24 protein-coding genes are annotated in these 24,445 nt (G+C 72.3%); 15 read left to right on the forward strand and 9 right to left on the reverse strand.

Annotated features, from left to right (window positions below; translation table 11 throughout):
- Nucleotides 1-160: 160 nt before the first annotated feature.
- On the forward strand, nt 161-1,129 hold the full coding sequence (locus tag ACIRFH_RS08875; protein ID WP_403518301.1) for an acetylxylan esterase: 969 nt from the start codon (nt 161-163) through the stop codon (nt 1,127-1,129).
- Nucleotides 1,130-1,240: 111 nt separating this feature from the next.
- Nucleotides 1,241-2,407 (forward strand): serine hydrolase domain-containing protein, encoded by a 1,167-nt coding sequence (locus tag ACIRFH_RS08880; protein WP_403518303.1) that lies wholly within the window; start codon nt 1,241-1,243, stop codon nt 2,405-2,407.
- 50 nt (nt 2,408-2,457) lie between these two features.
- Here ACIRFH_RS08880 and ACIRFH_RS08885 read toward each other — a convergent pair whose 3' ends face one another.
- A complete protein-coding gene (locus ACIRFH_RS08885; protein ID WP_403518305.1) occupies nt 2,458-3,183 on the reverse strand; it encodes a class I SAM-dependent methyltransferase in 726 nt (241 codons plus the stop codon).
- A 574-nt stretch (nt 3,184-3,757) separates the two neighbouring features.
- Between ACIRFH_RS08885 and rho the strand changes: the two genes are divergently transcribed.
- A complete protein-coding gene (rho, locus tag ACIRFH_RS08890) occupies nt 3,758-4,897 on the forward strand; it encodes a transcription termination factor Rho (protein ID WP_403518307.1) in 1,140 nt (379 codons plus the stop codon).
- Between the two features lie 118 nt (nt 4,898-5,015).
- Nucleotides 5,016-6,212 (forward strand): D-alanyl-D-alanine carboxypeptidase family protein, encoded by a 1,197-nt coding sequence (locus ACIRFH_RS08895; protein WP_403518309.1) that lies wholly within the window; start codon nt 5,016-5,018, stop codon nt 6,210-6,212.
- 15 nt (nt 6,213-6,227) lie between these two features.
- On the opposite strand, the gene ACIRFH_RS08900 is transcribed toward ACIRFH_RS08895, so the two are convergent.
- On the reverse strand, nt 6,228-7,160 hold the full coding sequence (locus tag ACIRFH_RS08900; RefSeq protein WP_403518311.1) for a glutaminase: 933 nt from the start codon (nt 7,158-7,160) through the stop codon (nt 6,228-6,230).
- 106 nt (nt 7,161-7,266) lie between these two features.
- Here ACIRFH_RS08900 and ACIRFH_RS08905 point away from each other — a divergent pair, with 106 nt between their 5' ends.
- Nucleotides 7,267-8,337, forward strand: coding sequence for a fatty acid desaturase family protein (locus ACIRFH_RS08905; protein ID WP_403518313.1), 1,071 nt, complete (start codon nt 7,267-7,269; stop codon nt 8,335-8,337).
- A gap of 59 nt (nt 8,338-8,396) precedes the next feature.
- On the opposite strand, the gene crcB is transcribed toward ACIRFH_RS08905, so the two are convergent.
- The 4 genes from crcB to ACIRFH_RS08925 all read right to left on the reverse strand — a co-directional run bounded on the left by crcB (nt 8,397) and on the right by ACIRFH_RS08925 (nt 11,913).
- Nucleotides 8,397-8,771 (reverse strand): fluoride efflux transporter CrcB, encoded by a 375-nt coding sequence (gene crcB, locus ACIRFH_RS08910; RefSeq protein WP_403518315.1) that lies wholly within the window; start codon nt 8,769-8,771, stop codon nt 8,397-8,399.
- A complete protein-coding gene (locus ACIRFH_RS08915) occupies nt 8,768-9,157 on the reverse strand; it encodes a DUF190 domain-containing protein (protein WP_403518316.1) in 390 nt (129 codons plus the stop codon). Before ACIRFH_RS08915 ends, crcB begins: the two co-directional genes overlap by 4 nt.
- On the reverse strand, nt 9,154-9,618 hold the full coding sequence (locus tag ACIRFH_RS08920) for a fluoride efflux transporter FluC (RefSeq protein ID WP_403518318.1): 465 nt from the start codon (nt 9,616-9,618) through the stop codon (nt 9,154-9,156). Before ACIRFH_RS08920 ends, ACIRFH_RS08915 begins: the two co-directional genes overlap by 4 nt.
- A gap of 273 nt (nt 9,619-9,891) precedes the next feature.
- Nucleotides 9,892-11,913 carry a beta-galactosidase gene (locus ACIRFH_RS08925; RefSeq protein WP_403518320.1) on the reverse strand — a complete coding sequence of 674 codons (2,022 nt, stop codon included), beginning with the start codon at nt 11,911-11,913 and terminating at the stop codon, nt 9,892-9,894.
- 185 nt (nt 11,914-12,098) lie between these two features.
- Between ACIRFH_RS08925 and ACIRFH_RS08930 the strand changes: the two genes are divergently transcribed.
- The 5 genes from ACIRFH_RS08930 (at nt 12,099) to ACIRFH_RS08950 (ending at nt 16,822) form a co-directional block, all read left to right on the forward strand.
- The gene (locus tag ACIRFH_RS08930) at nt 12,099-13,418 is read left to right on the forward strand and encodes an ABC transporter substrate-binding protein (protein WP_403518322.1); all 1,320 of its coding nucleotides are present in this window, start codon (nt 12,099-12,101) and stop codon (nt 13,416-13,418) included.
- Nucleotides 13,415-14,395: a carbohydrate ABC transporter permease gene (locus ACIRFH_RS08935; protein WP_403518324.1), complete on the forward strand. Its 981-nt coding sequence runs from the start codon at nt 13,415-13,417 to the stop codon at nt 14,393-14,395. Before ACIRFH_RS08930 ends, ACIRFH_RS08935 begins: the two co-directional genes overlap by 4 nt.
- Nucleotides 14,392-15,297, forward strand: coding sequence for a carbohydrate ABC transporter permease (locus ACIRFH_RS08940; RefSeq protein ID WP_403518326.1), 906 nt, complete (start codon nt 14,392-14,394; stop codon nt 15,295-15,297). The genes ACIRFH_RS08935 and ACIRFH_RS08940 overlap by 4 nt, the downstream gene beginning before the upstream one ends.
- Nucleotides 15,294-16,325: a LacI family DNA-binding transcriptional regulator gene (locus ACIRFH_RS08945; RefSeq protein ID WP_403518328.1), complete on the forward strand. Its 1,032-nt coding sequence runs from the start codon at nt 15,294-15,296 to the stop codon at nt 16,323-16,325. Before ACIRFH_RS08940 ends, ACIRFH_RS08945 begins: the two co-directional genes overlap by 4 nt.
- A gap of 104 nt (nt 16,326-16,429) precedes the next feature.
- Nucleotides 16,430-16,822, forward strand: a complete 393-nt coding sequence (locus tag ACIRFH_RS08950) for a MarR family winged helix-turn-helix transcriptional regulator (RefSeq protein WP_403518330.1) — start codon at nt 16,430-16,432, stop codon at nt 16,820-16,822.
- Between the two features lie 286 nt (nt 16,823-17,108).
- Here the strand turns inward: ACIRFH_RS08950 and ACIRFH_RS08955 are convergent, their stop codons facing one another.
- Nucleotides 17,109-17,510, reverse strand: a complete 402-nt coding sequence (locus ACIRFH_RS08955; protein ID WP_403518332.1) for an SseB family protein — start codon at nt 17,508-17,510, stop codon at nt 17,109-17,111.
- Nucleotides 17,511-17,764: 254 nt separating this feature from the next.
- Here ACIRFH_RS08955 and ACIRFH_RS08960 point away from each other — a divergent pair, with 254 nt between their 5' ends.
- The 5 genes from ACIRFH_RS08960 to ACIRFH_RS08980 all read left to right on the forward strand — a co-directional run bounded on the left by ACIRFH_RS08960 (nt 17,765) and on the right by ACIRFH_RS08980 (nt 23,419).
- Nucleotides 17,765-18,088, forward strand: coding sequence for a DUF2795 domain-containing protein (locus tag ACIRFH_RS08960; RefSeq protein WP_403518334.1), 324 nt, complete (start codon nt 17,765-17,767; stop codon nt 18,086-18,088).
- Nucleotides 18,089-18,217: 129 nt separating this feature from the next.
- Nucleotides 18,218-18,790, forward strand: coding sequence for a hypothetical protein (locus ACIRFH_RS08965; protein ID WP_403518335.1), 573 nt, complete (start codon nt 18,218-18,220; stop codon nt 18,788-18,790).
- A gap of 128 nt (nt 18,791-18,918) precedes the next feature.
- A complete protein-coding gene (locus ACIRFH_RS08970; RefSeq protein ID WP_403518336.1) occupies nt 18,919-20,364 on the forward strand; it encodes a glyceraldehyde-3-phosphate dehydrogenase in 1,446 nt (481 codons plus the stop codon).
- A 96-nt stretch (nt 20,365-20,460) separates the two neighbouring features.
- Nucleotides 20,461-22,665, forward strand: a complete 2,205-nt coding sequence (locus ACIRFH_RS08975; protein WP_403518338.1) for a PI-PLC domain-containing protein — start codon at nt 20,461-20,463, stop codon at nt 22,663-22,665.
- Nucleotides 22,666-23,080: 415 nt separating this feature from the next.
- The gene (locus tag ACIRFH_RS08980; protein ID WP_403518341.1) at nt 23,081-23,419 is read left to right on the forward strand and encodes a MerR family transcriptional regulator; all 339 of its coding nucleotides are present in this window, start codon (nt 23,081-23,083) and stop codon (nt 23,417-23,419) included.
- An 11-nt stretch (nt 23,420-23,430) separates the two neighbouring features.
- Here ACIRFH_RS08980 and ACIRFH_RS08985 read toward each other — a convergent pair whose 3' ends face one another.
- Complete coding sequence (locus ACIRFH_RS08985; protein ID WP_403518343.1) at nt 23,431-23,871, reverse strand: DUF2267 domain-containing protein; 441 nt, start codon at nt 23,869-23,871, stop codon at nt 23,431-23,433.
- A 77-nt stretch (nt 23,872-23,948) separates the two neighbouring features.
- Entirely contained in the window at nt 23,949-24,371 is a 423-nt protein-coding gene (locus ACIRFH_RS08990) for a DUF2267 domain-containing protein (protein ID WP_403518345.1), read from the reverse strand.
- Between the last annotated feature and the right edge of the window lie 74 nt (nt 24,372-24,445).

The following is a 24,445-nucleotide window of genomic DNA, read 5'->3' on the forward strand; positions in this document are numbered from 1 at the left end:
CACCGCCGGTTCCCGGTGCCGGTGACCGGCGACTCGCCAGGTCCGGCCCGACGCGGTACCGCGTCGGGCCGGACCTGGCGAGTCGCCCGACCACTCACGTACGGTGTGATCATCCGTACGGTCCGGCACTGTCTCCCCGCACCCGCAAAGGCGGTTATCGATGGCCCTGTTCGACCTTCCGCTCGATGAACTCCGCGAGTACCGCAGCGAGTCCACCGAGCCCGAGGACTTCGACGCGTTCTGGAGCAAGACGCTCCAGGAGGCCCGCGCGCACGACCTCGACGCGCGCTTCGAACCGGTCGACACGGGACTGTCCACGCTGCGGGTGTACGACGTGACGTTCGCCGGGTTCGGCGGTCACCCGGTGAAGGGCTGGCTTTCCCTGCCCGCCGCGGCCGAGGAGCCGCTGCCGCTGGTCGTCGAGTTCGTCGGGTACGGCGGCGGGCGCGGACTGCCGCACGAGCACCTGCTGTGGGCGTCCACGGGCCGGGCGCACTTCGTGATGGACACCCGAGGCCAGGGCAGCGCCTGGGGCGGCGGCGGCGGGACCGCGGACCCGGTCGGCGGCGCGCCCGCGTACCCGGGCTTCATGACCCGCGGCATCGACGACCCGGAGAACTACTACTACCGCCGCGTCTTCACCGACGCGGTGCGCGCGGTCGAGGCGGCCCGCTCGCACCCGCTGACCGACCCGGCGCGCACGGTCGCGCTCGGCGGCAGCCAGGGCGGCGGCATCACGATCGCGGTCGGCGGTCTGGTGCCGGACCTGACGGCCGTCGCGCCGGACGTGCCGTTCCTCTGCGACTTCCCGCGCGCGGTGACGCTCACCGACCGGCACCCGTACCGGGAGGTCGGCCTGTACCTGAAGACGCATCGCGGCCGCACGGAGGACGCCCTGCGCACGCTGTCCTACTTCGACGGCGTGCACTTCGCGGCACGCGGTCGTGCTCCCGCCCTGTTCTCGGCGGCCCTGGAGGACCAGACCTGCCCGCCGTCGACCGTCTTCGCGGCGTTCAACGCGTGGGCGCACGAGGACAAGGCGATCGAGGTGTACGACTTCAACGACCACGAGGGCGGCGGCCCCTTCCAGGACGCCGCGAAGCTGCGCTGGCTGCGCTCCTACGCCTGAGCCCGGACGGGCCGTGCCCGCGGACTTCCGCCCGGTCCGACCAGTCGGTACGTTCTTGGGGTCCGGGCCGTCACATCGCGGCCCGGTTCCCCGGCGTACGACGGAGGGCCCATGTCCGAACACGAGGCACAGGTCGACGGCCACTGCGACGCCCGCTTCACGGCGGTGCGCACGGCGTTCGAGAAGAACTTCCGGGACCGGGGCGAGCTGGGCGCCGCGGTGACCGTCACCGTCGACGGCGTGACGGTGGTGGACCTGTGGGGCGGCTGGGCCGACGCGGCCCGCACCCGCCCCTGGCAGCGGGACACGCTGGTGAACCTGTGGTCGACGACCAAGGGCCCGACCGCCCTGTGCGCGCACATCCTCGCCGACCGGGGCCTGCTCGACCTCGACGCGCCGGTGGCCCTCTACTGGCCCGAGTTCGCCGCGTCGGGGAAGGAGAAGGTGCTCGTACGGCACCTCCTGTCGCACCGCGCCGGCCTGTCCGGCCTGCGCGAACCGCACCCGTTGGCCGCTCTGTACGACTGGGAGTCGACCACCTCGCGGCTGGCGGCCATGGAGCCCTGGTGGGAGCCGGGCACCCGGTCCGGCTACCACGCGGTCACGTACGGATTCCTGGTCGGCGAGGTCGTGCGGCGCGTGTCGGGGCTGCTGCCCGGGGCGTTCCTCGAGCGCGAGGTGACCGGGCCGCTCGGTATCGACTTCACCATCGGCCTGCCCGAACGGGAGGCGGGCCGGGCGGCCGAGCTGGTGCATCCTCGTGCCGATTCCGACAGCGAACAGGCGGCGGTCTTCGCCCAGTTGTCGCCCGCGGCCCTCGCCGCGCTGACCAATCCCCCGGCGGGCGCGGCGGAGGCCAACACGGCGGCGTGGCGGGCCGCCGAGATCCCCGCGGCGAACGGACACGGCACGGCGCGGGCGGTCGCCGCGCTCTACGGGATCTTCGCGGGCCGGGGATCGTACGGCGGCCGGCGTCTGCTGTCCCCGCAGGCCGCCGAGCGGGTGCGCGAGGGGCAGGGCGCCTGTCGCGACCTGGTCCTCGGTGCCGGTTTCGCGCACGAGACGGAGATCGGTCTCGGACTGTGGCTCAGCGGCCCGAACGGCTCCTACGGGCCCAACCCGCGGGCTTTCGGTCACGACGGCTTCGGCGGGTCCTGCGGACTGGCGGATCCCGAGGCCGGGGTGTCACTGGGCTACGCGATGAACCGCATGGGGCCGCACATCGCCGACGACCCGCGGAAGATGGCACTGGTGGAGGCCGTGTACAGCGTCCTGTGAGCGCCCGGTGAGGGTGCGGCGGCGGCACGGGGGGACCGGGAGACCGCCGCTCACGGCAGCCGCCGGGCCACGACCAGCCGGGCACGCGGGCTGCCGTCGGGCCGGCGTCCGAGGGCGGGCAGGGCGTGCAGGTCGACCCGGAATCCGGTGCGCGCCAACTCGCGGCCCACGTCACCGAGCCGGAACGTGCGGTAGTACATGACGAACGGCGGCCTCCACAGCGCGTTGCGCACGCGCATCGCCGTGTCGAAGCCCAGCAGTGTCCAGTACGTCCGGGAGCCGGGGCGGGGCGGGGCGCCGACGGGGAAGGCGAAGCAGCCGCCCGGCCGCAGCACGGAACGCACCTGGGTGAACAGCCCGGGCAGTTCGCGGGGCAGGAAGTGCCCGAACGCCCCGAAGCTCACCACGAGATCGAAGGCGGGCCCGAACGGCAGGGCACGGGCGTCCGCGCGCACCCAGGAGACCGCGGGGCCCTCGGGCACGGGGCGCCGGCGCGCGACCGCCAGCATGCCCGCGCTGAAGTCGACGCCCGTGACCCGGTCCCGGCACACCCGGCCGAGGACGCCCACGGCCGCGCCCGTGCCGCAGCACAGGTCGAGGCCGGTACCGAACGGCCCGACCGGCTCCAGCGCCGACGCCACGGCGTCCAGGACCCGGTCGGGCGTGCGGTACGGGGTGTGGTCGAACTTCGGGGCGAGCAGGTCGTAGCCGCGCTCGACCGACGACAGCGCCTGGACGGCGAGTTCACGCAGGGTGGGGCCTTCGGGGCTGAACATTCGGGTCAGCCTAGAGCCTGTCGGCTCCACCCGGCGGGAACGCGCTGTTCGGAGGCGGGCCCGGCGGCAGGCGTGGGGCAGGGGCCGACGCGGTCGGCGTCGCGCGGATGGTCCTGCTCCGCGCGGCCGCCGAGGGGGTGGAGGCGCTCACGGTCGTGCTCGCGGACGCGTTCGCGGCGGGCGGGCCGGCCCCGACCAGGACCTCCGCCGCCCGGCCGACGAGCGGGTCGGCGACCGCGGCACGGAATACACGCGGCACCGGCCGCGTTGTGCGCAGTGTGACGGTACGGCCGTCCGCTTCCCCCCGCTCCACCGCTCGCGGTGGTACAGTGCGGTCAGCACCTGCGTACGCCCCCTCGGGGCTCCGGTGCGGTTTCCCCTTCGATTCGCCGACCCGCCCGTCATGACGCGACCGGCGCGTCCGCTTCCCGGCACAACCTCGTGAGCAGGGCCTTTCCCCGGCGTCCGAGCTGCCGTTCCCCGCCGCTCCCAGGGTGTCGTCCGACCCCCCGCACGGCTTCTCCCCCTTCCTTCCGCATGTCTCATGCCCGCGTCCGTGAAAGGACCGAACACCATGACCACCACACTCGAACACCCTCCTGTGCAGCATTCCCCGGCCGAGATCGCCTCCGGTGTCCTCGACGTCGACGCGGGAGGCAGGGGCCACCTGCGCGGCGGGAACCTGCTTCCCGAACCCTCCGACCTGTCCCTGCCCCCCGCGCTGGTCCGCCGGCACGGACTGCGCAAGGGCGACCTGGTCGAGGGCGTGCTCGGCGACCGCCGCGCCCTGACCGACGTCGTCCGGGTCAACGGGCGGATGCCCGCGGGGCCCGGCGGCCGACGGCACTTCCGGGACCTGACCCCGCTGCACCCGCACGAGCGGCTGCGCCTGGAGCACCCCGCGGCCGGGCTGACCGGGCGCGTCGCCGACCTGGTCGCCCCGGTCGGCAAGGGCCAGCGCGGTCTGATCGTCGCCCCGCCCAAGACCGGAAAGACCATTCTGCTCCAGCAGATCGCCGCCGCCGTCGCCGGCAACCACCCCGAGGCGCACCTGATGGTGGTGCTGCTCGACGAGCGGCCCGAGGAGGTCACCGACATGCGGCGCTCCGTCCGGGGCGAGGTGTACGCCTCGACGTTCGACCTGAGCGCCAGGCACCACATCGCGCTCGCCGACCTGGTGATCGAGCGGGCCAAGCGCCTCGTCGAGGCCGGCGAGGATGTCGTGATCCTCCTCGACTCCCTCACCCGGCTGTGCCGGGCGCACAACAACGCCGCCGCCTCCGGCGGCCGCACGCTCAGCGGCGGTGTCGACGCCGGGGCGCTGATCGGGCCCAAGCGGTTCTTCGGGGCCGCCCGGAAGGCGGAGGAGGGCGGCTCGCTCACCGTTCTCGCCACCGCGCTGGTGGAGACCGGCTCGCGGGCGGACGACTTCTACTTCGAGGAGCTCAAGGGCACCGGCAACATGGAGCTGCGGCTCAGCCGGGAGCTCGCCTCGCGCCGCGTCTTCCCGGCCGTGGACCTGACCGGCTCCGGCACCCGGCGTGAGGAACTCCTGCTCTCCGCCGCCGAGTCGGCGGCCGTACGGGGCCTGCGGCGGGCCCTGGGGCCCCGGGACGGGCAGTCCGGTACGGAGACACTGCTCGAACAGATGCGCCGGACGCCGGACAACGCCACGTTCCTGCGGCACGTCCGGCCGACGCTGCCCTCCGGCTGACGGACGGGCGGGCGGTGGTCCGCCGCGGTCCGGGTCCGCTACGGCCATCCGGGTGCTCTCGGACGCGACTCGGCCCGGCCAGGGTGGCGTTGCGCGGTCCCATTCCTACGTTTGCGATATGACTATCGGATTTTCATCTCGGGCGACTCGGTCAGCCTGTGTGCTCTGCGTGGCGGGCCTTCTGACGCTCATGCCCGCCGCCGCGGCCGCCCGCATGGTGCGGCCGGACCCCGGGGCGCCCGGCGGGCCACGGGCCACGGCACCGCAGCCGTCCCTGCTGTACCGCTCCGGTACCCAGGTCCGGCTCCGTCCCGGCGCGCCGGAGGTCCCCGATGTCTCCGCCCTGGCCTGGGTGGTGGCCGACGCCGGCAGCGGCGAGGTGCTGGCCGCGCACGACGCGCACCGCCCGCTCCCGCCCGCCAGCACCCTCAAGACGCTGTTCGCGCTCACGGTGCTGCCGGTCCTGCCGGGCGGCATCAGCCACCGGGTGAGCACCGAGGAACTGTCGGGCATCGGGCCCGGCAGCAGTCTGGTCGGGGTCGTGGAGGGACGCACGTACCGGGTCTCCGACCTCTGGAACGGTGTGTTCCTCAACTCCGGCAACGACGCCGTCCACGTCCTCGCCTCGCTCGTCGGCGGCTGGGACACCGCCGCCGCCCGGATGCAGGCCGAGGCCCGCGCCCTCGGCGCCCGCGACACGCACGTCCGCTCGCCCGACGGCTACGACGCTCCGGGCCAGGTCTCCTCGGCGTACGATCTGGCGGTCTTCGGGCGGGCGGGGCTGCGCAACCCCGACTTCGCGCGGTACTGCGCCAGGATCGACGCGATGTTCCCCGACGGCGACGGCGACTCGTACGGGATCATGAACACCAACCGGCTGCTCACGGGTGCGGACGGGGTGGAGCCCTATCCGGGGCTGATCGGCATCAAGAACGGCTACACGAGCAGCGCCGGCAACACGCTCGTCGCCGCCGCCCGGCGCGACGGGCGCACCCTGGTGGTGACCGTGATGAACCCTCAGGAGGGCGACGGGTACGCCGTGTACGAGGAGGCCCGCTCACTGCTCGACTGGGGGTTCGACGCCGCCGGACGGGTCGACCCGGTCGGTTCGCTGGAGCCCGAGGACACCCGGCCGCGGCCGGGCCCCCACGCTCCACCCGCTCACGCGACGGCGACGGCGACCACGACCGCGGAGCCGGCCCCGGACGAGCCGGGCTGGCAGGGGACCGGCGCGATCCTGGGCACGGCGGGGCTCGGCGCGGGCGTCATGGCGCTGGCCCTGCGGCTCAAGGCGGGGCGGGCGGAACGGGGCTGACCGGCCGGGCCCGGGTCAGAAGACCGACAGTCCCGTCAGCGTCGTGAAGCGGTCCAGGGCCGACACCCCGGCGACCGAATTGCCCCGCTCGTCCAGACCTGGGCTCCACACGCACAACGTGCAGCGGCCCGGCACGACCGCGATGATGCCGCCGCCGACCCCGCTCTTGCCCGGCAGGCCCACCCGGTAGGCGAAGTCACCGGCCGCGTCGTACGTCCCGCAGGTCAGCATCACCGCGTTGACCTGCTTGGCCTGGCTGCGGCTCAGCAGCCGGCTGCCGTCGGCGCGGATCCCGTGCCGGGCGAGGAACCCGGTGGCGAGGGCGAGGTCGGCGCAGGAGGCGGCGACGGAGCACTGGCGGAAGTACTGCTCCAGCAGGACCGGTACCGGGTTGTCGATGTTGCCGTAGGACGCCATGAAGTGGGCCAGGGCGGCGTTCCGGTCGCCGTGGGTGGTCTCGGAGGCGGCGACCTCCTCGTCGAAGGTCAGGTCCGGGTTGCCGCTCTCGGCGCGCAGGAAGGCGAGGAGTTCGCCCGCCGCGTCGCCGGTACGGGTGTGCAGCCGGTCGGTGACGACCAGGGCGCCCGCGTTGATGAACGGGTTGCGCGGGATGCCGTTCTCGTACTCCAGCTGCACCAGGGAGTTGAACGGGTTGCCGGACGGTTCGCGGCCCACGTGCTCCCACAGGGCGTCGCCCTCCCGGGCCAGGTCGAGGGCGAGGGTGAAGACCTTGGTGATGGACTGCGCGGAGAACGGTTCCCGCCACTCCCCCACTCCGTACACCGTGCCGTCCGGTTCGGCGACGGCCATGCCGAAGCGGCGCGGGTCGCAGGCGGCGAGCGCCGGGATGTAGTCGGCGGGCCGGCCGCTGCCGGGGGTCCGCTCGATCTCTTCGGCGATGCGTTCCAGAACCGGCTGGAAGGTCGTGGACGTACTCATGGTCACCATCTTCCCTGCGGGTGCGGCCCGGTGTGCGGGGGGTGGGGCTGGCTGCACCCCGCCTTCGGGTGCAGACGTCATTCTGCGGGCGGGCGTCCCTTCCCATACTGGGCTCATGACCAATCCCACGGTGCTCATCGAAACGTCGCCCGCCCGCGAGAAGGAAAAGGCACGCGGAAAAGGAGGCGAAAAGGGGAGCGACTTCTCCGAACTGTCGCGGCGCATATCCGAGGCGGGGCTGCTCCGGCGCCGCCCGCTGTATTACACGGTGCGTTTCGGCACCGTCGCCCTCGCGCTCGCCGGCGTCGTCACGGCCTTCACCGTGCTGGGGGACGGCTGGAGCCAGCTGATCGTCGCCGTGGCGTCGGCCGTCGTCTTCGGCCAGCTCGGGCTCGCCGCCCACGACCTCGCCCACCGCCAGGTCTTCTCACGGCGCCGCCCGAGCGAGGCGGGTGGTCTGCTGGTGGCCAACCTGCTGCTGGGCATGAGCTACGGCTGGTGGATGAACAAGCACACCCGTCACCACGCCAATCCCAATCACGAGGGGAAGGACCCGGACGTCTCCCCCGACATCCTGGTCTGGTCACGGCGCCAGGCGAGCAGGGCACGAGGAATTCCCCGGTTCGTCGGGAAACACCAGGCGGCACTTTTCTTCCCGCTGCTGACGCTGGAAGGCCTCAATCTGAGTTTCAACAGCTTCAAGGCACTGCGCAGCCCGTCGATGAAACGGCCGGTGCTGGAGGGAACCCTGCTCGTCGCCCATTTCGTCCTGTACTTCGGCGGCCTGTTCACCGTCCTGTCCCCCGGCAAGGCGCTCGCCTTCATCGCCGTGCACCAGGGTCTGTTCGGGGTCTATCTCGGCTCGGTCTTCGCGCCCAACCACAAGGGCATGCCGATGATCGAGGAGGGCACGCGGCTCGACTTCCTGCGCCGGCAGGTCCTCACCTCACGCAACGTGCGGGGCGGGGCGTTCATCGACGCCTTCATGGGTGGCCTCAACTACCAGATCGAGCACCACCTGTTCCCCAGCATGCCGACGCCCGCCCTCGCCAAGGCCCAGGTCATCACCGAGCGGTACTGCGCCGAGCTGGGCGTCCCCTACCACCAGACCGGGCTGCTCGCCTCGCACCGGGAGGCGCTGCGTCACCTGCGCAGCGTCGGAGAGCCGCTGCGCGACAACCGCTGAGGCGCCCGGCGGCCGGCTGTGCGGCGGGCCTGCGCGGAGCAGTCCGGACAGCAGGACGCCTACGCCCAGAGCCCGTCGGCCAGTGTCACCCCCGCGAAGGCCGCGCCGAGACCGGCCGCCACGCTCGCCGCCACGTTGACGGCGGCGTGCAGGCGGGCGCCCGTCCCGGCCAGCCGCAGCGTCTCGTAGGAGAAGGTCGAGTACGTCGTCAGGGCGCCGCACAGACCCGTGCCGAGCAGCAGCTGGAGACGGGAGGAGGCGGCTCCGGCGAGCGCCGCGCCGGTCAGCACGCCGAGGACGAGGCAGCCGACGACGTTCACCGTGAAGGTGCCCCAGGGGAAGACCGAGTCGTGCCGTGACTGCACCGCGCGGTCGGTGAGGTAGCGCAGCGGGGCACCGACCATGGCGCCCACGACGACCAGCAGCCAGTTCACGACGGCTTCCCGCCCTCCGGATCCCTCACGCCCGGCCCACCGGGCGTCTCCTCACGGCCGGCGTACCTGATGACCTCGCAGTCGTCGAGGATCACCAGGCCCTCGGTGACCAGTTCGTCGAGCTGCGGCAGGAAGGCCCGTACGCGCTCCTCGGTGTCCACGACGACGACGGCCACCGGCAGGTCCTCGCTCAGGGACAGCAGCCGGGTGGTGTGGATCAGCGAGGAGGCGCCGAAGCCCTCGATGCCGCGGAAGACGCTCGCGCCGGCGAGGCCCTCCCGGTGGGCCCGGTGGACGATCTCCGAGTACAGGGGCCGGTGGTGCCAGGTGTCGTTCTCGCCGACGAGGACGGTCAGGCGCAGGGCGCTGCCGGTGAGCCGTGTCATGGCTGCCTCCGCTTCAGGACGCGGCGGGTCGCCCATGCGGCGAGGCCGACCGCCGTGAGCGCCGCGAGCGGGGTCGCGGCGAGGTAGGCCAGGCCCGTGCGGGCGTGGCCGGTGGCGAACAGCTGCCGGCTGTCGACGGCGTAGGTGGAGAAGGTGGTGAAGCCGCCGAGCACGCCGGTGCCGAAGAAGGGCCTCACGAGGCGGTGGGCGGCCCACACGTCGGTGATGACGACCATGAACACGCCGATCACGGCGCAGCCGGTGACGTTGATCCAGAAGGTCGCCCAGGGGAAGCCGCCGGCGTGCGCGGGCCATCCCAGGGAGACGGCGTAGCGGGCGGCGGCGCCGGTGCCGCCGCCGAGCGCGACGGCCGCGACGACCGGTGCCTGCGTACGCCGGGCGGGGCGCCGGGGCGCGGCGGGACGTACACCGCCGAGGCTGTCCGTGTCCGGGGCTGTCATGGTCGTACGTCTCCTACTCGCCGGGCATGGGGGTGCCCCCGTTCGCAAGTAGGGACCGTTGGCGGCACCCGTGCCGCGGTTCGGGTACGGCGGGCCCCACCGCCGCGCCGCGCGCACCGGCCGCGGCTGCCCGCCAGCCTAACGCCGGGAACCCGTCCGGGGCACTTCGGGGGGCGGCGCGGAGGGGGCTTCGCCGTCCGGGCCTCCGGCCGCCGTGTCCGGTGCCGGTCCCCTCCCCTCCCCGGTGGGCCGGGGAGGGGAGGGGCCGTCCGGCTAGTCGTCCAGTCGTACGACCCGTACGGATCCAGCCGGGACCGCGAGGGGGCCCGCTACGGGTTCGCCGGTCAGCAGCTCGGTGCCGTGGGTGTCCAGGGGCACCTCGGCGTCCGACGCGGTGTGGTTGACGGCGAACAGGAAGGTGCCCGACCCGCCGGTGCGGCGCACCACTTCGACGTCGCGGGGCAGGCCGGCGCGGGCGGGGACGCGCGCGTCCTCCGACGCCCAGCCGAGGACCGCGTCCAGACCCTCGGTGCCGAGGCGGGTGGAGACGTACCAGGCGGTGCCCTCGCCGAGGCGGTGCCGGGTGACGGCGGGGCGGCCGGCGGTCAGGCCGTCGGCGTACGTCCACACCGGTTCGGCGCCGCGCGGGACGACGAACTCCGTCCACACGTCGCCGCTCAGCTCGGAGCCGTCGGGGCCGGTGATCCGCACCCGCTCGCCCGCCAGCAGCGGCGAGAACTCCTCGACGGTGAGGCCCAGCACGTCCCTCAGCGCGCCGGGGCAGGGGCCCTCGTGGACGGCGTCGTGCTCGTCGACGATGCCGGAGAAGTAGGAGACGACCAGGGTTCCGCCCCGCTCCACGTACTCCCGCAGGTTGTTCCCGGCCGCCTCCGTCATCAGGTACAGGGCGGGGACGACGACGAGGGGGTAGGCCGACAGGTCGGCCTCCGGGTGGGCGAAGTCGACGGTGAGGTGGCGGTCGTAGAGGGCCTCGTAGAAGGCGTCGGCGCGTTCGCGGGGGTCGTGGTCCTCGCTGGGGCGCCACTGGAGGGTCTGCGCCCACCAGGAGTGCCAGTCCCAGAGCATCGCGACGTCGGCCTCGGTGCGGGTGCCGCGGACGGGGTTCAGCGAGTCGATCGAGGCGCCGAGTTCCACCACCTCGCGCCAGACGCGGGTGTCCGTGCCGCCGTGCGGCAGCATCGCCGAGTGGAACTTCTCGGCGCCGCGCCTCGACTGGCGCCACTGGAAGAACATGGCGCCCTCGGAGCCGCGGGCCACGTGCGCCAGGGAGTTGCGGGCCATCTGGCCGGGCGCCTTGGCGGGGTTGCGGGGCTGCCAGTTGACGCCCGAGGTGGAGTGTTCGAGCAGCAGCCAGGGGGCGCCGCCCGCGACCGAGCGGGTCAGGTCGGCGGCCATGGCGAGGTTGACGTGGGTGCGGCGGCCGTCGGTGATCAGGTAGTGGTCGTTGGTGACGAGGTCGACCTCGCGGCCCCAGGCCCAGTAGTCGACGGAGTCGCACTGGCTGAGGGCGGTCATGAAGTTGGTGGTGACGGGGACGCCGGGTGACAGGCGGTGCAGGATGTCGCGCTCCGCGCGGAAGTTCTCGCGCATGGTGGCGTCGGCGAAGCGCTTGTAGTCCAGCGCCTGGGCCGGGTTGCCGACCGTCGGCGTCATGCGCGGCGGGTTGATCTGGTCGAGGTCCGCGTAGCGCTGACCCCAGAAGGCGGTGCCCCACGCCTCGTTGACGGCGTCGACCGTGCCGTACGTCGTCGCGAGCCAGCGGCGGAAGTGCGCGGCGCAGGAGTCGCAGTAGCAGGCGGAGACGGGAACGCCGTACTCGTTGTGGACGTGCCAGAGCGCCAGCGCCGGGTGGCTGCCGTAGCGCTCGGCGAGCCTGGTGGTGATGTTCGCCGCGGCGGCGCGGTAGTCGGCGTTGCTGTGGCAGATGGCGCCCCGGGAGCCGAACTCGTGGCGTGTGCCCTCGGCGGTGACCGGCAGGGCCTCGGGGTGGGCGCGGTAGAACCAGGCGGGCGGTGCGACGGTGGGCGTGCCGAGGTCGACGCGGACGCCGTTCTCGTGCAGCAGGTCGAGGAGCCGGTCGAGCCAGCCGAAGTCGTAGGCGCCGGGGGCGGGTTCCAGCAGGGCCCAGGAGAAGATCCCGACGCTCACCATGGTGACGCCGGCCTCGCGCATCAGCCGGACGTCCTCCTGCCAGACGCTCTCGGGCCACTGCTCGGGGTTGTAGTCCCCTCCGAAGGCGAGCCCGGTGAGGCCCCTGGGGGTGGTCTCCGGCATGGATGGTCTCCCGGTGTGATCGATCGATTGGGAACGTGCACACACATGATCGGCGGTGCTGGCCCAACATAACCGCACAGCAACAACCATTGACAAGCGTCCGGGATGTTTCTCTACTGTGAACGCTCACAGAAGCATGGCAGGTCCTCGCAGCAGGCGGGGACCCCAGGTCAGGGGAGAGATCCATGCCGTACACGAAGCGCCACCGCCTGGTGACGACCGCCGTCGCCGTCGCGCTCGGTGCCACCACCCTCGCCGCCTGCGGCTCGTCCGACGACGGCGGCGACGCCCAGTCGGGTCCGGTCTCGCTGACGTACTGGACGTGGACGCCCGGCATGGACAAGGTCGTCGACCTGTGGAACAAGGGACCGGGCAAGAAGGAGCAGATCACCGTCACGGTGAAGAAGCAGGCGTCCGGCGACACCCTGGTCACCAAGATCCTCACCGCGCACAAGGCCGGCCAGGCACCCGACCTCGTCCAGGCCGAGTACCAGGCACTGCCGACGCTGGTCAGCAACGACGCCCTCGCCGACATATCGGACGAGGTCGGCGACGTGAAGGGCAAGTTCGCCAAGGGTGTGTGGCAGCAGACCACGCTGGGCACGGACGCCGTCTACGCCGTCCCGCAGGACATCGGGCCGATGATGTTCTACTACCGCGAGGACCTGTTCAAGAAGTACGACCTCAAGGTCCCGGCCACCTGGGAGGAGTTCGCCGAGACCGCGCGCAAGCTGAAGAAGGCGGCCCCCGACAAGGCCCTCACCACCTTCTCCGCCAACGACTCCGGTCTCTTCGCGGGCCTGGCCCAGCAGGCCGGCGCCAAGTGGTGGACGACCGAGGGCGAGAAGTGGAAGGTCGGCATCGACGACCCGGCGACGAAGAAGGTCGCCGACTTCTGGGGCGGCCTCGTCGAGGAGGGCGCCGTCGACAACCAGCCGATGTACACCCCGTCCTGGAACAAGGCGCTCAACACCGGCAAGCAGATCGCCTGGGTCAGCGCCGTGTGGGCGCCCGGCACGCTGACCACCGCCGCGCCGGACACCCAGGGCAAGTGGGCCATGGCCCCGCTCCCCCAGTGGGCGGCCGCCGAGAACCGCACCGGCAGCTGGGGCGGCTCCTCCACCGGCGTGACCACCGACTCCAGGCACAAGGACGCGGCCGCGAAGTTCGCCGCCTGGCTGAACACCGACGGCGACGCGCTCAACGCGCTCGCCAAGGAGGGCGGCATCTACCCCGCCTCCACCTCGGCCCAGCTCAGCGGCGCCTTCACCAGCCCGCCGGCGTACTTCTCCAACCAGCCGGACTTCTACACCAAGGCCGCCGAGATCGCGAACACGACGGCGCCCGCGGCCTGGGGCCCGAACGTCAACGTCGCCTACACGGCCTTCAAGGACGCGTTCGGTGCCGCCGCCAAGAACAAGTCGGACTTCGCCGCCGCCCTCGCCACCATGCAGGAGGAGACGGTCTCCGACCTGAAGAAGCAGGGCTTCGAGGTCGCTCGGTGAGCAGCACGACGGCACGCCGCAGGCCGTACGGGGTGAAGGGAGCCCCGTACGCCCACCCGTCTCCCACCACCGCCCTCAAAGGAGCGCTTCGCGCCCCCTACTTCTTTCTCGTCCCGGCCTCCGTGCTCTTCCTGCTCTTCTTCGCGCTGCCCATCGGGTACGCGGTCTGGCTCAGCTTCCGCAAGGTGGAGGTGTCCGGGCTGGGACTCGGCGCCGGGGCGCGGAAGGAGGTCTGGGCCGGTTTCCAGAACTACGCCGACGCGCTCGGCGACAGCGAACTGCTGGACGGGGCGCTGCGCGTCCTCGGCTACGGCTGCATCGTCGTGCCGGTGATGCTGGGCCTCGCCCTGCTGTTCGCGCTGATGCTGGACTCCGACAAGGTGCGCTTCACCCCGGTCACCCGGCTCGCGATCTTCCTGCCGTACGCCATCCCCGGTGTGGTGGCAGCACTGCTGTGGGGCTTCCTGTACCTGCCGGACGTCAGCCCCTTCCACTTCGTGCTCGACCGGCTCGGTCTGCCCCAGCCGGACCTGCTGGACGGCGGCCCGCTGTACCTGGCCCTGTCCAACATCGCGGTCTGGGGCGGCACCGGCTTCAACATGATCGTCATCTACACCTCGCTGCGGGCCATCCCGGCCGAGGTGTACGAGGCGGCGAAGCTGGACGGCGCCTCCCCGCTGCAGATCGCGCTGCGGATCAAGATCCCGATGGTGGCGCCCTCGCTGGTGCTGACGTTCTTCTTCTCGATCATCGCCACGCTCCAGGTGTTCAACGAGCCGACCACCCTCAAACCCCTCACCAACTCCGTTCCCACGACCTGGAGTCCGCTGATGAAGGTGTACCAGGACGCCTTCGGCAAGGGCGACGTCCACGCCGCCGCCGCGCAGGCGACGATCATCGCGCTCGCCACGCTGCTGCTGTCCTTCGGGTTCCTGCGGGCGGCCAACCGGCGCAACAAGCAGGAGGCAGCACGATGAGTTCCCTTGCCGTGCGCAAGGCGCAGCCGGCGGCGGGCACCACGCCCGGCACCGCCCAGGGCCCCCCGCGGCGCCGGCGCATCGCGCTGGTGCCGACGCTCACGCTGCTGCTCGGCGCGGTCTACTGCCTGCTGCCGGTGGCCTGGGTGGTCGTCGCGGCCACCAAGTCGGGCAGCGAGCTGTTCTCCACCTTCACCTTCCTGCCGGGCACGGGATTCGCCGACAACGTGGGCGACCTGAACGCCTACCGCGACGGCGTCTACTGGCGGTGGATGGCCAACTCGGCCCTCTACGCCGGTCTCGGCGCCCTGCTGTCGACGGCCGTGTCGGCGTTCAGCGGCTACGCGCTGGCCGTCTACCGCTTCCGGGGCCGCGAGACGCTGTTCAACGTGCTGCTCGCCGGCGTGCTGATGCCGCCCGTGATCCTCGCGGTCCCGCAGTACCTGCTGCTGGCACAGGCGGACCTCACGGACTCGTACCTGTCGGTGCTGCTCCCCCAGATCCTCTCCCCCTACGGCGTCTACCTGGCGCGCATCTACGCGTCGGCGGCCGTACCCGCCGACGTGGTGGAGGCCGGGCGGATGGACGGGGCGAGCGAGTGGCGCATCTTCACCCGGGTCGCGCTGCCGATGATGGTGCCGGGGCTGGTGACGGTGTTCCTGTTCCAGTTCGTGGCCGTGTGGAACAACTTCCTGCTGCCGTACATCATGCTGAGCGACGACGAGAAGTTCCCGATCACGCTCGGTCTGTACACGCTGCTCGAGCAGGGGGCCAACACCCCGGCGCTCTACACGCTGGTGATCACGGGCGCGTTCCTCGCGGTGATCCCGCTGGTCGCGCTGTTCCTGGTCGTCCAGCGGTTCTGGAGCCTCGACCTGCTCTCCGGGGCCGTAAAGTCATGACCATGAGCAACACGGGGGGCCGGCGCCGACCGCCGACGATCCACGACGTGGCGCGCGAGGCGGGGGTCTCGCGGGGCACGGTGTCACGGGTGCTCAACGGCGGGCACTACGTCAGCCCGGCCGCGCAGGAGGCCGTCAACGCCGCGATCCGCAAGACCGGTTACGTGGTCAACCGGCACGCCCGGTCTCTGATCACCGGGCGTTCGGACTCGGTGGGCTTCCTGCTCACCGAGCCGCAGGAGCGGTTCTTCGAGGACCCCAACTTCAATGTCCTGCTGCGCGGTTGCACGCAGGCGCTGGCCGCGCACGACGTGCCGCTGCTGCTGATGCTGGCGGGCACGGAGGACGAACGGCGGCGCATCACGCGGTACATCACGGCGGGGCACGTCGACGGGGTGCTGCTGGTCTCCAGCCACTCCGGTGACCCGGTCGCCGAGGAGCTGCGCGCGGCCGGGGTGCCCCTGGTGGCGTGCGGCAAGCCGATCGGGTTGGGTTCCAAGGTGAGTTACGTGGCCGCCGACGACCGCGACGGCGCCCGGGACATGGTCCGTCATCTGCTGTCGCTGGGGCGGCGGCGCATCGGTGTGGTCACCGGCCCGCTGGACACCCCGGGCGGTGTGGAGCGCCTCGCCGGTTACCAGGAGGTGCTCACCGAGGCGGGCGTCGGGGTCGACGAGCGGCTCGTCGTCTCCGGCGACTACAGCCGGGCCAGCGGCGAGGCGGGCGCGGAGCGGCTGCTGGCGCGGGCTCCGGACGTGGACGCCGTGTTCGTGGCCTCCGACCTGATGGCGCAGGGGGTGCTGGCCGCGCTGCAGCGGGCCGGGCGCCGGGTGCCGGAGGACGTGGCGGTGGGCGGGTTCGACGACTCCCCCGCCGCGGTCGCCGCCAGCCCCGAACTGACCACCATCCGCCAGCCCTGGGACCGGATCAGCGCCGAGATGGTCCGGGTGCTGCTGGCCCAGATCGGCGGCGAGGACCCGGCGGCCGTGATCCTGCCGACGGAACTCGTGCGGCGCGAGTCGACCTGAGCCCGGCCGGGCGGAGGCGGGGCGGACCGTTCCCCGCGCCCGCGACAGCCCCACGCCGGTAGTTGCACGGTAAACGAACGTCCGTCCGGTGTTACCGTGCAGGTATGGCAGTCAAGACGGCCGGGGCGCGGCTCGAGGAACGGTGGCGGGAGATCCTCTCGGTGCACGCCCGCACGATGTGCGAGATCGACCGCGCGCTGCATCCGCACGGCCTGGGCGCGAGCGACTTCGAGGTGCTCGACATCCTGGTGTCCGAGGCGCCGGAGGAAGGCGCCCAGTGCCGGGTGCAGAACCTGGTCGGCCGGGTCCATCTCAGTCAGAGCGCGCTGTCCCGTCTCATCGCCCGACTGGAGAAGGAGGGACTGGTGGAGCGCTCCATGTGCGCGGAGGACCGGCGCGGCGTGTGGGTCGCCCTGACCCGCCGGGGCCGCGACCTGCACGCCGAGGTGCTGCCGCTGCAGCGGTCCGTACTGGCCCGCATGCTGGGCGACTCCTGACCGGCCGCCGCCCGGGGTGGGCCGGCCCGGTACCCCGTGCCGCCCGGGGGCGAGCCGGCTCCGGCGCTCCTGGGTCCTGTCGTCAAACTCCCGTCGTCCGCCCGGAGGGCGGGTCTGGCGGCGTCAGGTGCGTGCTCCGGGGGTCCCCCCGGCCGGAGGCTGGGGGGAGTGCCGGCCCCTGACCCTCGTACTGGACGCACTCGGGTCAGGGGCCGGTGCGGCGAGTGGGCCCCTCTGGGGGAGCGTGCAGGGCGGCGCCAAGCGGACGGGAGTTCGACGACAGGGCCTAGGGGCGCGCCAGCAGGGTGCGGACGCCGTCCGACGTGAGCGTCAGGCGGTGCTCCGAGCCGGCGTCGATGGACAGTGACAGGTCGTCGGCCGGCCACTGTGCGGCGAGTGCGCCGAGCGGCACCATGCGGTAGCGCGAGACGTACGGCAGCAGGTCGGCCATCTCCAGCTCCGAGGTGAACACGGGTACCACCTGGTGGCCGCCCTGCTGCTCCAGCACCGGCAGGGCCAGCATCCCGGGGTCGGCGGCGTCCTGCTCGTTCGCGTCGTCCGGTACCGGCACGAGCACGTCGCTGCTCGCGAGCGTGTCGAGCGCCGCCGTGTCCTCGGTGTTCTCGGCGAGCGCGTCCAGTGCCCGCTGGGCGGGCGTGGCGGGGTGGTCGTTCGCGGGTGTCTCCATGACAGATTCCCTGGTAGCGGCGGTGGGGTGGGGCCCGCGCGGGTGATCGGCGCGGGCGCGGTCCAGCCTCGCGTACCCGATCGCCCACGGCGCAATCCTGTTCGAGGGCCACCCGGACCCGCGGTCGGATCCGGCCGGGGCACCGGAAGGCGTGACGGCGGCGAGAGGGCGAAATGGCCGGAATATGAGTACTGGGGCCCAGGCGGTTACCCGGAAGTCCTCCGGAGTCGAACCACGGACTGGGAGAAGCACTCATGTCCCACCACCACACCAGCGCCCATGAGGTGGTCGACGCCATCAAGGACGTCGACTTCCCCGCGGGCAAGGACGAACTGATCGAGGCGGCGCGCAGGTCGGGCGCCTCGAAGGACGCGGTCGCCGCGCTGCGCGGCATCCCGCCGGAGAACTACGCCAACCGCGAGGAGGTGGCCCGGTCGGTCCGCGTGGACCCCGCCTCCGACCTCGGCACCTCGCCCGCGCAGCGCGCCCAGCAGGCCCGCGCGGGCGGCAGGCCGGGCCAGTCGCAGCACCTGCGCGACGTGCCCAAGCCGCCCGTCCAGGAGGAACTGGACCGCTGACGGCGAAGGCGGAGGGGACGGGGCCCGGTCCGCCGGGTCCCCGTCGCGGCCCGGCCGGACCACCGCAACCTTTTGGGCAATCGGGCCGTCTCACCTCATAACCGAATATGTTCACCTCGGGGGGACATCATGCGACGAACCAGTGCGGCTCTCATGGCGGTCGTGCTCACGACCGGCGCCCTGGCGACGGCCGCGGTCACCGCGGACGCCGCCCCCACGCGGATCACGGCGTGCCCCACCGGCTGGGGCAGCCTCGACGAGTCCCGCGCCACGGCGACGACCGTGCCGGTGCGGGACGTCAGGACGGGCCGGCACGCGTGCTTCGACCGGATGACCGTCGACGTGCCGGGCGCGAAGGCCGGCCGTCTCGGCTACCGGGTCCGGTACGTCGACCGGCTCCACCAGGACGGCTCGGGCCGGACGATCGCGGTCGGCGGCGGAGCCGTGCTGGAGGTCCGGGTCGCCGCGCCCGGCTACCGGCCCGAGACCGGCGCCGCCACGTATCCCGGACGGGCCGGACGGCCGCTGCCCGGTGTCGACCTCACGGGCTACCGCACCTTCCGGGACGCCCGCTTCGCCGGCAGCTTCGAGGGCGAGACGCAGATCGGGCTCGGCGTCCGGACCCGGCTGCCGTTCCGGGTACAGGTCCTGGACGGCCGTGTCGTGGTGGACGTCGCCCACTCCTGGGGTGCCGCACACTGACGGACATGCGGCCGCGGCCCGGACCGGGCACGATCCGGCACTCATCTGATCAAGGAGGGGCCCACTTGATCGATCACAGGAACAGTGGGGTTAGCATATGAGCGCCGCCTAGCTCGAAAGATAGAGACGTGACTGTCAACGACGACTCGTTCACCAATTGGAAGAACCGCGAGGAGATCGCGGAATCGATGATCCCGATGATCGGGAAGCTGCACCGCGAGCGGGACGTCACCGTCCTGCTGCACAGCCGCTCCCTGGTGAACAAGTCGGTGGTCAGCATCCTCAAGACGCACCGCTTCGCCCGGCAGATCGCCGGCGCGGAGCTGTCGGTCACCGAGACGCTCCCCTTCCTCGAGGCCCTCACCGCTCTCGACCTCGGTCCCTCGCAGATCGACATCGGCATGCTGGCCGCGACCTACAAGGACGACGACCGCGGCCTGTCGGTGGCGGAGTTCACCGCCGAGGCCGTCGCCGGTGCCACCGGCGCCAACAAGATCGACCGTCGCGAGCCGCGCGACGTCGTCCTGTACGGCTTCGGCCGCATCGGCCGTCTCGTCGCCCGCCTGCTCATCGAGAAGGCCGGCTCGGGCAACGGCCTGCGGCTGCGCGCCATCGTCGTCCGGGGCGGCGGCGACCAGGATCTCGTCAAGCGCGCCTCGCTGCTGCGCCGCGACTCGGTGCACGGCCAGTTCCAGGGCACGATCACCGTCGACGAGGACAACAGCACGATCCTCGCCAACGGCAACGCCATCAAGGTGATCTACGCCGACGACCCGACGCAGGTCGACTACACGGCGTACGGCATCAAGAACGCCATCCTCATCGACAACACCGGCAAGTGGCGCGACCGCGAGGGCCTGTCGAAGCACCTGCGCCCCGGCATCGACAAGGTCGTCCTGACCGCGCCGGGCAAGGGCGACGTCCCGAACATCGTGCACGGCGTCAACCACGACACCATCAAGCCGGACGAGCAGATCCTGTCCTGCGCGTCCTGCACCACCAACGCGATCGTGCCGCCGCTGAAGGCCATGGCCGACGAGTACGGTGTGCTGCGCGGTCACGTGGAGACGGTCCACTCGTTCACCAACGACCAGAACCTGCTGGACAATTACCACAAGTCGGACCGCCGCGGCCGGTCGGCGCCGCTGAACATGGTCATCACCGAGACCGGCGCCGCCTCCGCCGTCGCCAAGGCGCTGCCCGACCTCAAGGCGAAGATCACCGGCAGCTCGATCCGCGTCCCGGTGCCGGACGTCTCGATCGCGATCCTCAACCTCCAGCTGGCCCGCGAGACGACCCGCGAGGACGTCCTCGACCACCTGCGCGAGGTGTCGCTGACCTCGCCGCTCAAGCGCCAGATCGACTTCATCAGCGCTCCCGACGCGGTCTCCAGCGACTTCATCGGCTCGCGCCACGCCTCGATCGTCGACGCGGGCGCGCTCAAGGTCGAGGGCGACAACGCCATCCTCTACCTCTGGTACGACAACGAGTTCGGCTACTCCTGCCAGGTCGTCCGGGTCGTCCAGCACGTCTCCGGGGTGGAGTACCCGACGTACCCGTCGCCGGCGGTCTGATCCGGAGCACGGCGCGCAGGCGCGAGGGGCGGTGGGACAGTGCTCCCCACCGCCCCTCGCGCGTGCCGGACCGGCCGCGGGGACGAGAATGGGGCCATGGAAGGACTGGTTCGCCGCTCGGCGTGGGTCCATGCGCTGGTCTGGACCGTGGCCGTGCTGAACCTGACCGTCCTGGCCGCGGCCGCCGTCGTGCGGAGCACCGTGCTCGATCCCTCCTTCTACGGCCGGGTGCTCGAGGACGAGCACGCCTACCAGCGGTTCTACGACGAGGTGCTGGTCGATCCGCACAGCACGCCGCTCACCCAGGAACTGCTGGACCGGCTGCCCGTTCCGCAGTCCACCATCACCTCGAACATCAAGGTCGTGATCCCGCCGGAGACGCTGCGGACCATGGGCGACCGGCAGATCGCCGAGGTGATCCACTACCTGGAGGGCGACCGCGACGAACTGCGTGTCACCGTGGACCTCGAACCCGTCGTCGCGAACCTCGAGAGGCTCAGCCGGGCGTACTTCGGTGATGCCGTCGCCGCCCTGCAGCAGCGCGCCGAGCCCGATTTCCAGGCTTTCGTGCAACGCCTGTCCGACGTGGCCGCACAGGTGATCGCGGGCGAGGCCCCGCTCGAGAACCTGCCGACGCTGCCGCTCTCCCACGACCAGGCCGTCGCGGCCACCCAGGCGCTGCTGCGGCTGGTACCGGAGGGCGAGCGCGCCGGCGTCGCGCCCACCGTGGAGACCGCGCTGGACCGGGGCGACGTGGCCGCGGCCCTGGCCGCCCTCACGCCGGTCGCCCTGACGGACCAGGTGCGGACGACCGCGGCCGAACTGCTGCGGGAGGCGCGCGACGGCACGTGGGTCATCACCGTGCGCCTCGATCCGTCCCGCGACGAGCTGGCCCCGGTGCACCGGGCGCGCGCGGTCACACGGCTGTTCCAGGAGGTCGTGGAGCCGACCGCCGCGCTCCTGTGCGCGGCCGCGCTCTCGCTGCTGTGGTTCTCCACGCCGTCCCCCGTCAAGCGGCGGCTGATGCCGCTGGGCTGGGTACTGGCCGCCGCCGCTTCGCTCACGGCGCTGGCGGTGTTCCTCCTGCGGCTCGCGCCGGGCGAGGCGCTCTTCAGGGCACCGCCGTCGTGGCCTCCGACGGCCGCCCGTCTCCTCGCCGACGTCCAGGCCACCGCTCTCGACCGGCTGCTGACCACGGCCACCGTCGTCGCCGTGATCCTGCTCGCCGCGGGAGCGCTGCTGATCACCGTCGGCTGGGTCTGGCAGACCAGGCCGACGGTGCCCGTGTTCACCGATCCGCGGCACGGGCCGGCGCTGACCTTCGTCGTGTCGGCGTGCGCGCTGGCCGGGACGGTGTTCGCCCCCGTGGCGCTGACGGGCCCCTCCCCGCGGATCTGCCAGGGCGGTGTCGAGCTGTGCGACGCCCGCTACGACGAGATCGCCCAGCTCGCGGCGCACAACGCCATGGCCACGACGGCGGACCGCTTCATCGGCCCCCTCCAGGATCCCGACCTCGTCGGCCAGTTGGACGCCGGGGTGCGCGCCCTCCTCGTCGACACCCACCGCTGGGAGCGCCCCGAGGAGGTGGCGGACCGGCTGAGCACCTCCGAGTTCTCCCCGGAGCTGCGCCGGCGGCTCACCCGGATTCTGGAGCGGGTGAATCCGCCCCACCCGGGCCTGTGGCTGTGTCACTCGGTGTGCGGCGCGGGGGCGCTGGAACTCACGCCCACGGTGCGTCAGATCGGCTACTGGCTGCGCGCGCACCCCTCGGAGATCGTCACCCTGATCCTGCAGGACGGAGTCGACGCCGAGGCCACCCGGCGCGCCTTCGAGCAGGCCGGACTCGCGGACCTGCTGTACGTGCCGGCCAAGGATCCGGAGCGCCCGTGGCCGAAACTGAAGGACATGATCGACAGCGGTCGGCGTCTGGTGGTGTTCGCGGAGAAGGCGGACGGTCCCGCCCCGTGGTACCGGAACTTCTACCGGTACGGCATGGAGACGCCGTTCGCCTTCAGCAGCCCCGACGCGATGACCTGTCTGCCCAACCGGGGCGGCACGGACAAGCGGCTGTTCCTGCTCAACCACTTCGTCACGGCCGGCGGCGGCCGGCGGCTGGACGCCGGTACGGTCAACTCCCGGCAGCGCGTGCTGGAACGGGCGCACGACTGCGAGCGACGGCGAGGCAGGCCGGTCAACTTCGTCGCCGTGGACTACGCCACGGTCGGGGACGCCCGGGGCGCGGTCGACGACCTCAATACCGAGCGGCTCCGGGACGATCCGCGGTTCCCCGGGAAGCGATGACGAACCACGCACCGGGAAGCGTGGTGACAGGAAATCGCCCACCCGTTTGAAGCAAAATCTATCGTGGGCGGTGTAGACATACGGCCGTCGGCGGGGTTACCGTCGTGACACAGCCAGAAAGTCGGTGAAACGCGAGAAGGAGGCGGACGCCATCAGGATCGCCCGGGCGAGAACGGTACGCCCGGGTACCGCAGGCCCCGGAACGGAAGGTGGTCCCACGGTCACGCATCCGCGATCCCCGCACTTCCCGCCCCCCGACGGGGGCCGGTGCGGAAACAGAAGGCCGGCACCGCAGTAGGCCGGCAGATGGTGTTGCAAATCCCTCGGGGCCTTGGTGCCGGACGGCACCAAGGCCCCTCGACGTTTTCCCGGGTTCTCCCGGTTCTCCCGACACACGTATCGACCAGAGGTGCAGATGACCGCAGACACCCCGCTCGGCCGTATCGACGACGACGACTACCCCGCCTTCACCATGGGGCGGGCGGCCGAGATGCTCGGCACCACACCCGCCTTCCTGCGCGCCATCGGCGAAGCCCGGCTGATCACACCCCTACGTTCCGAGGGCGGCCATCGCCGCTACTCCCGTTACCAGCTGCGCATCGCCGCCCGCGCCCGCGAACTCGTCGACCAGGGCACCTCCGTCGAGGCGGCCTGCCGCATCATCATCCTGGAGGACCAGCTCGAAGAGGCCCGCCGCATCAACGAGGAACTGCGGCGCCGCCCCGCCGGTCCCCGCGACAGGGCCGACGCCTGAACCCACCGGGGTCAGGCCGCCTGGATGAGTTCCGCGCGGCCGAAGAGGATCGCGTAGCCGGAGGGGAGCTGGGCGAGGAGGCGGTCGAGCAGGTCGGGACCGGCCAGGCGGGCGACGACGCCCAGGACGGAGCCGACGTCCCAGCGGGTGGTGGCCAGACTGCCCCCCGTACGGGTGGCGAGGTCCCTGACGAAGGCCCAGCCGGTCATCTCGTCGGCCCCGGGGATCTGTGCGGCGAAGATCCGGGCCGCTTCGCGGGGAAGGCGGGCGGCCAGCTCGACGCGCTCCTCTCCGGTGACGCGACGGCCGAGGGCGGACAGGACGGCGTGGACGACCTGTTCGGCCCGCTCCCGGGTGGCATAGGCGCCGTTGTAGCGGACCTGCTCCAGCATCTGGCCGTACGACATGGCCGGGATGGTGGTGACCGTCGTCGGGGCCGTCGTGGTCTGCATCGGTGAATGAGGCCTTTCTCGCTCGTGGGATGGTCTGATGCGGCCGACCGGGGTCCGCGGACACGGACGCGCGCCGGTCACCGGGTGTTCGGGGGATGCCCGATCGTGGTGTCCTGCGGCCGGCCGAGGAGCAGGTCGTATCCGGGCGGGAGCTGCAGCAGGATGCGGCGGGTCAGCTCCTCGCCCGCCGCGTCGGCAGCCACGCTGAGCACGGCGCCGACGTCCCAGGCCGCGGTCTTCTCGGTGGCGCCCTCGATCCACGCCGCGGTGGCCCGCACGAACCGGTCCGCGGACAGCGGCTCGGCGGCCTGCAGCGGGTTGAGGAGGATCAGGGCGAAGGTCTCCGGAAGCCTGGCGGCCAGCTCGGCGCGCACCTCGCCCACCAGGTGCGCGCCCAGGAGTGCCAGCACGGTGCGCGCGGCACGGTCCGCTTCCGCACGCGTCTCGTACTGGCCGCGTTCTTGTACCTGGTCGAGGAACACGTCCCAGTGCATGGCCATCGGGATCCTCCTTGCCCCGGACGATGGGTGCCCGCGGGCGGAGGGCGCGCCGTCGGGACGGCGGCCGCCCTCCG

The sequence above is a fragment of the Streptomyces sp. NPDC093586 genome, assembly GCF_044764905.1.
Taxonomy (GTDB): domain Bacteria; phylum Actinomycetota; class Actinomycetes; order Streptomycetales; family Streptomycetaceae; genus Streptomyces.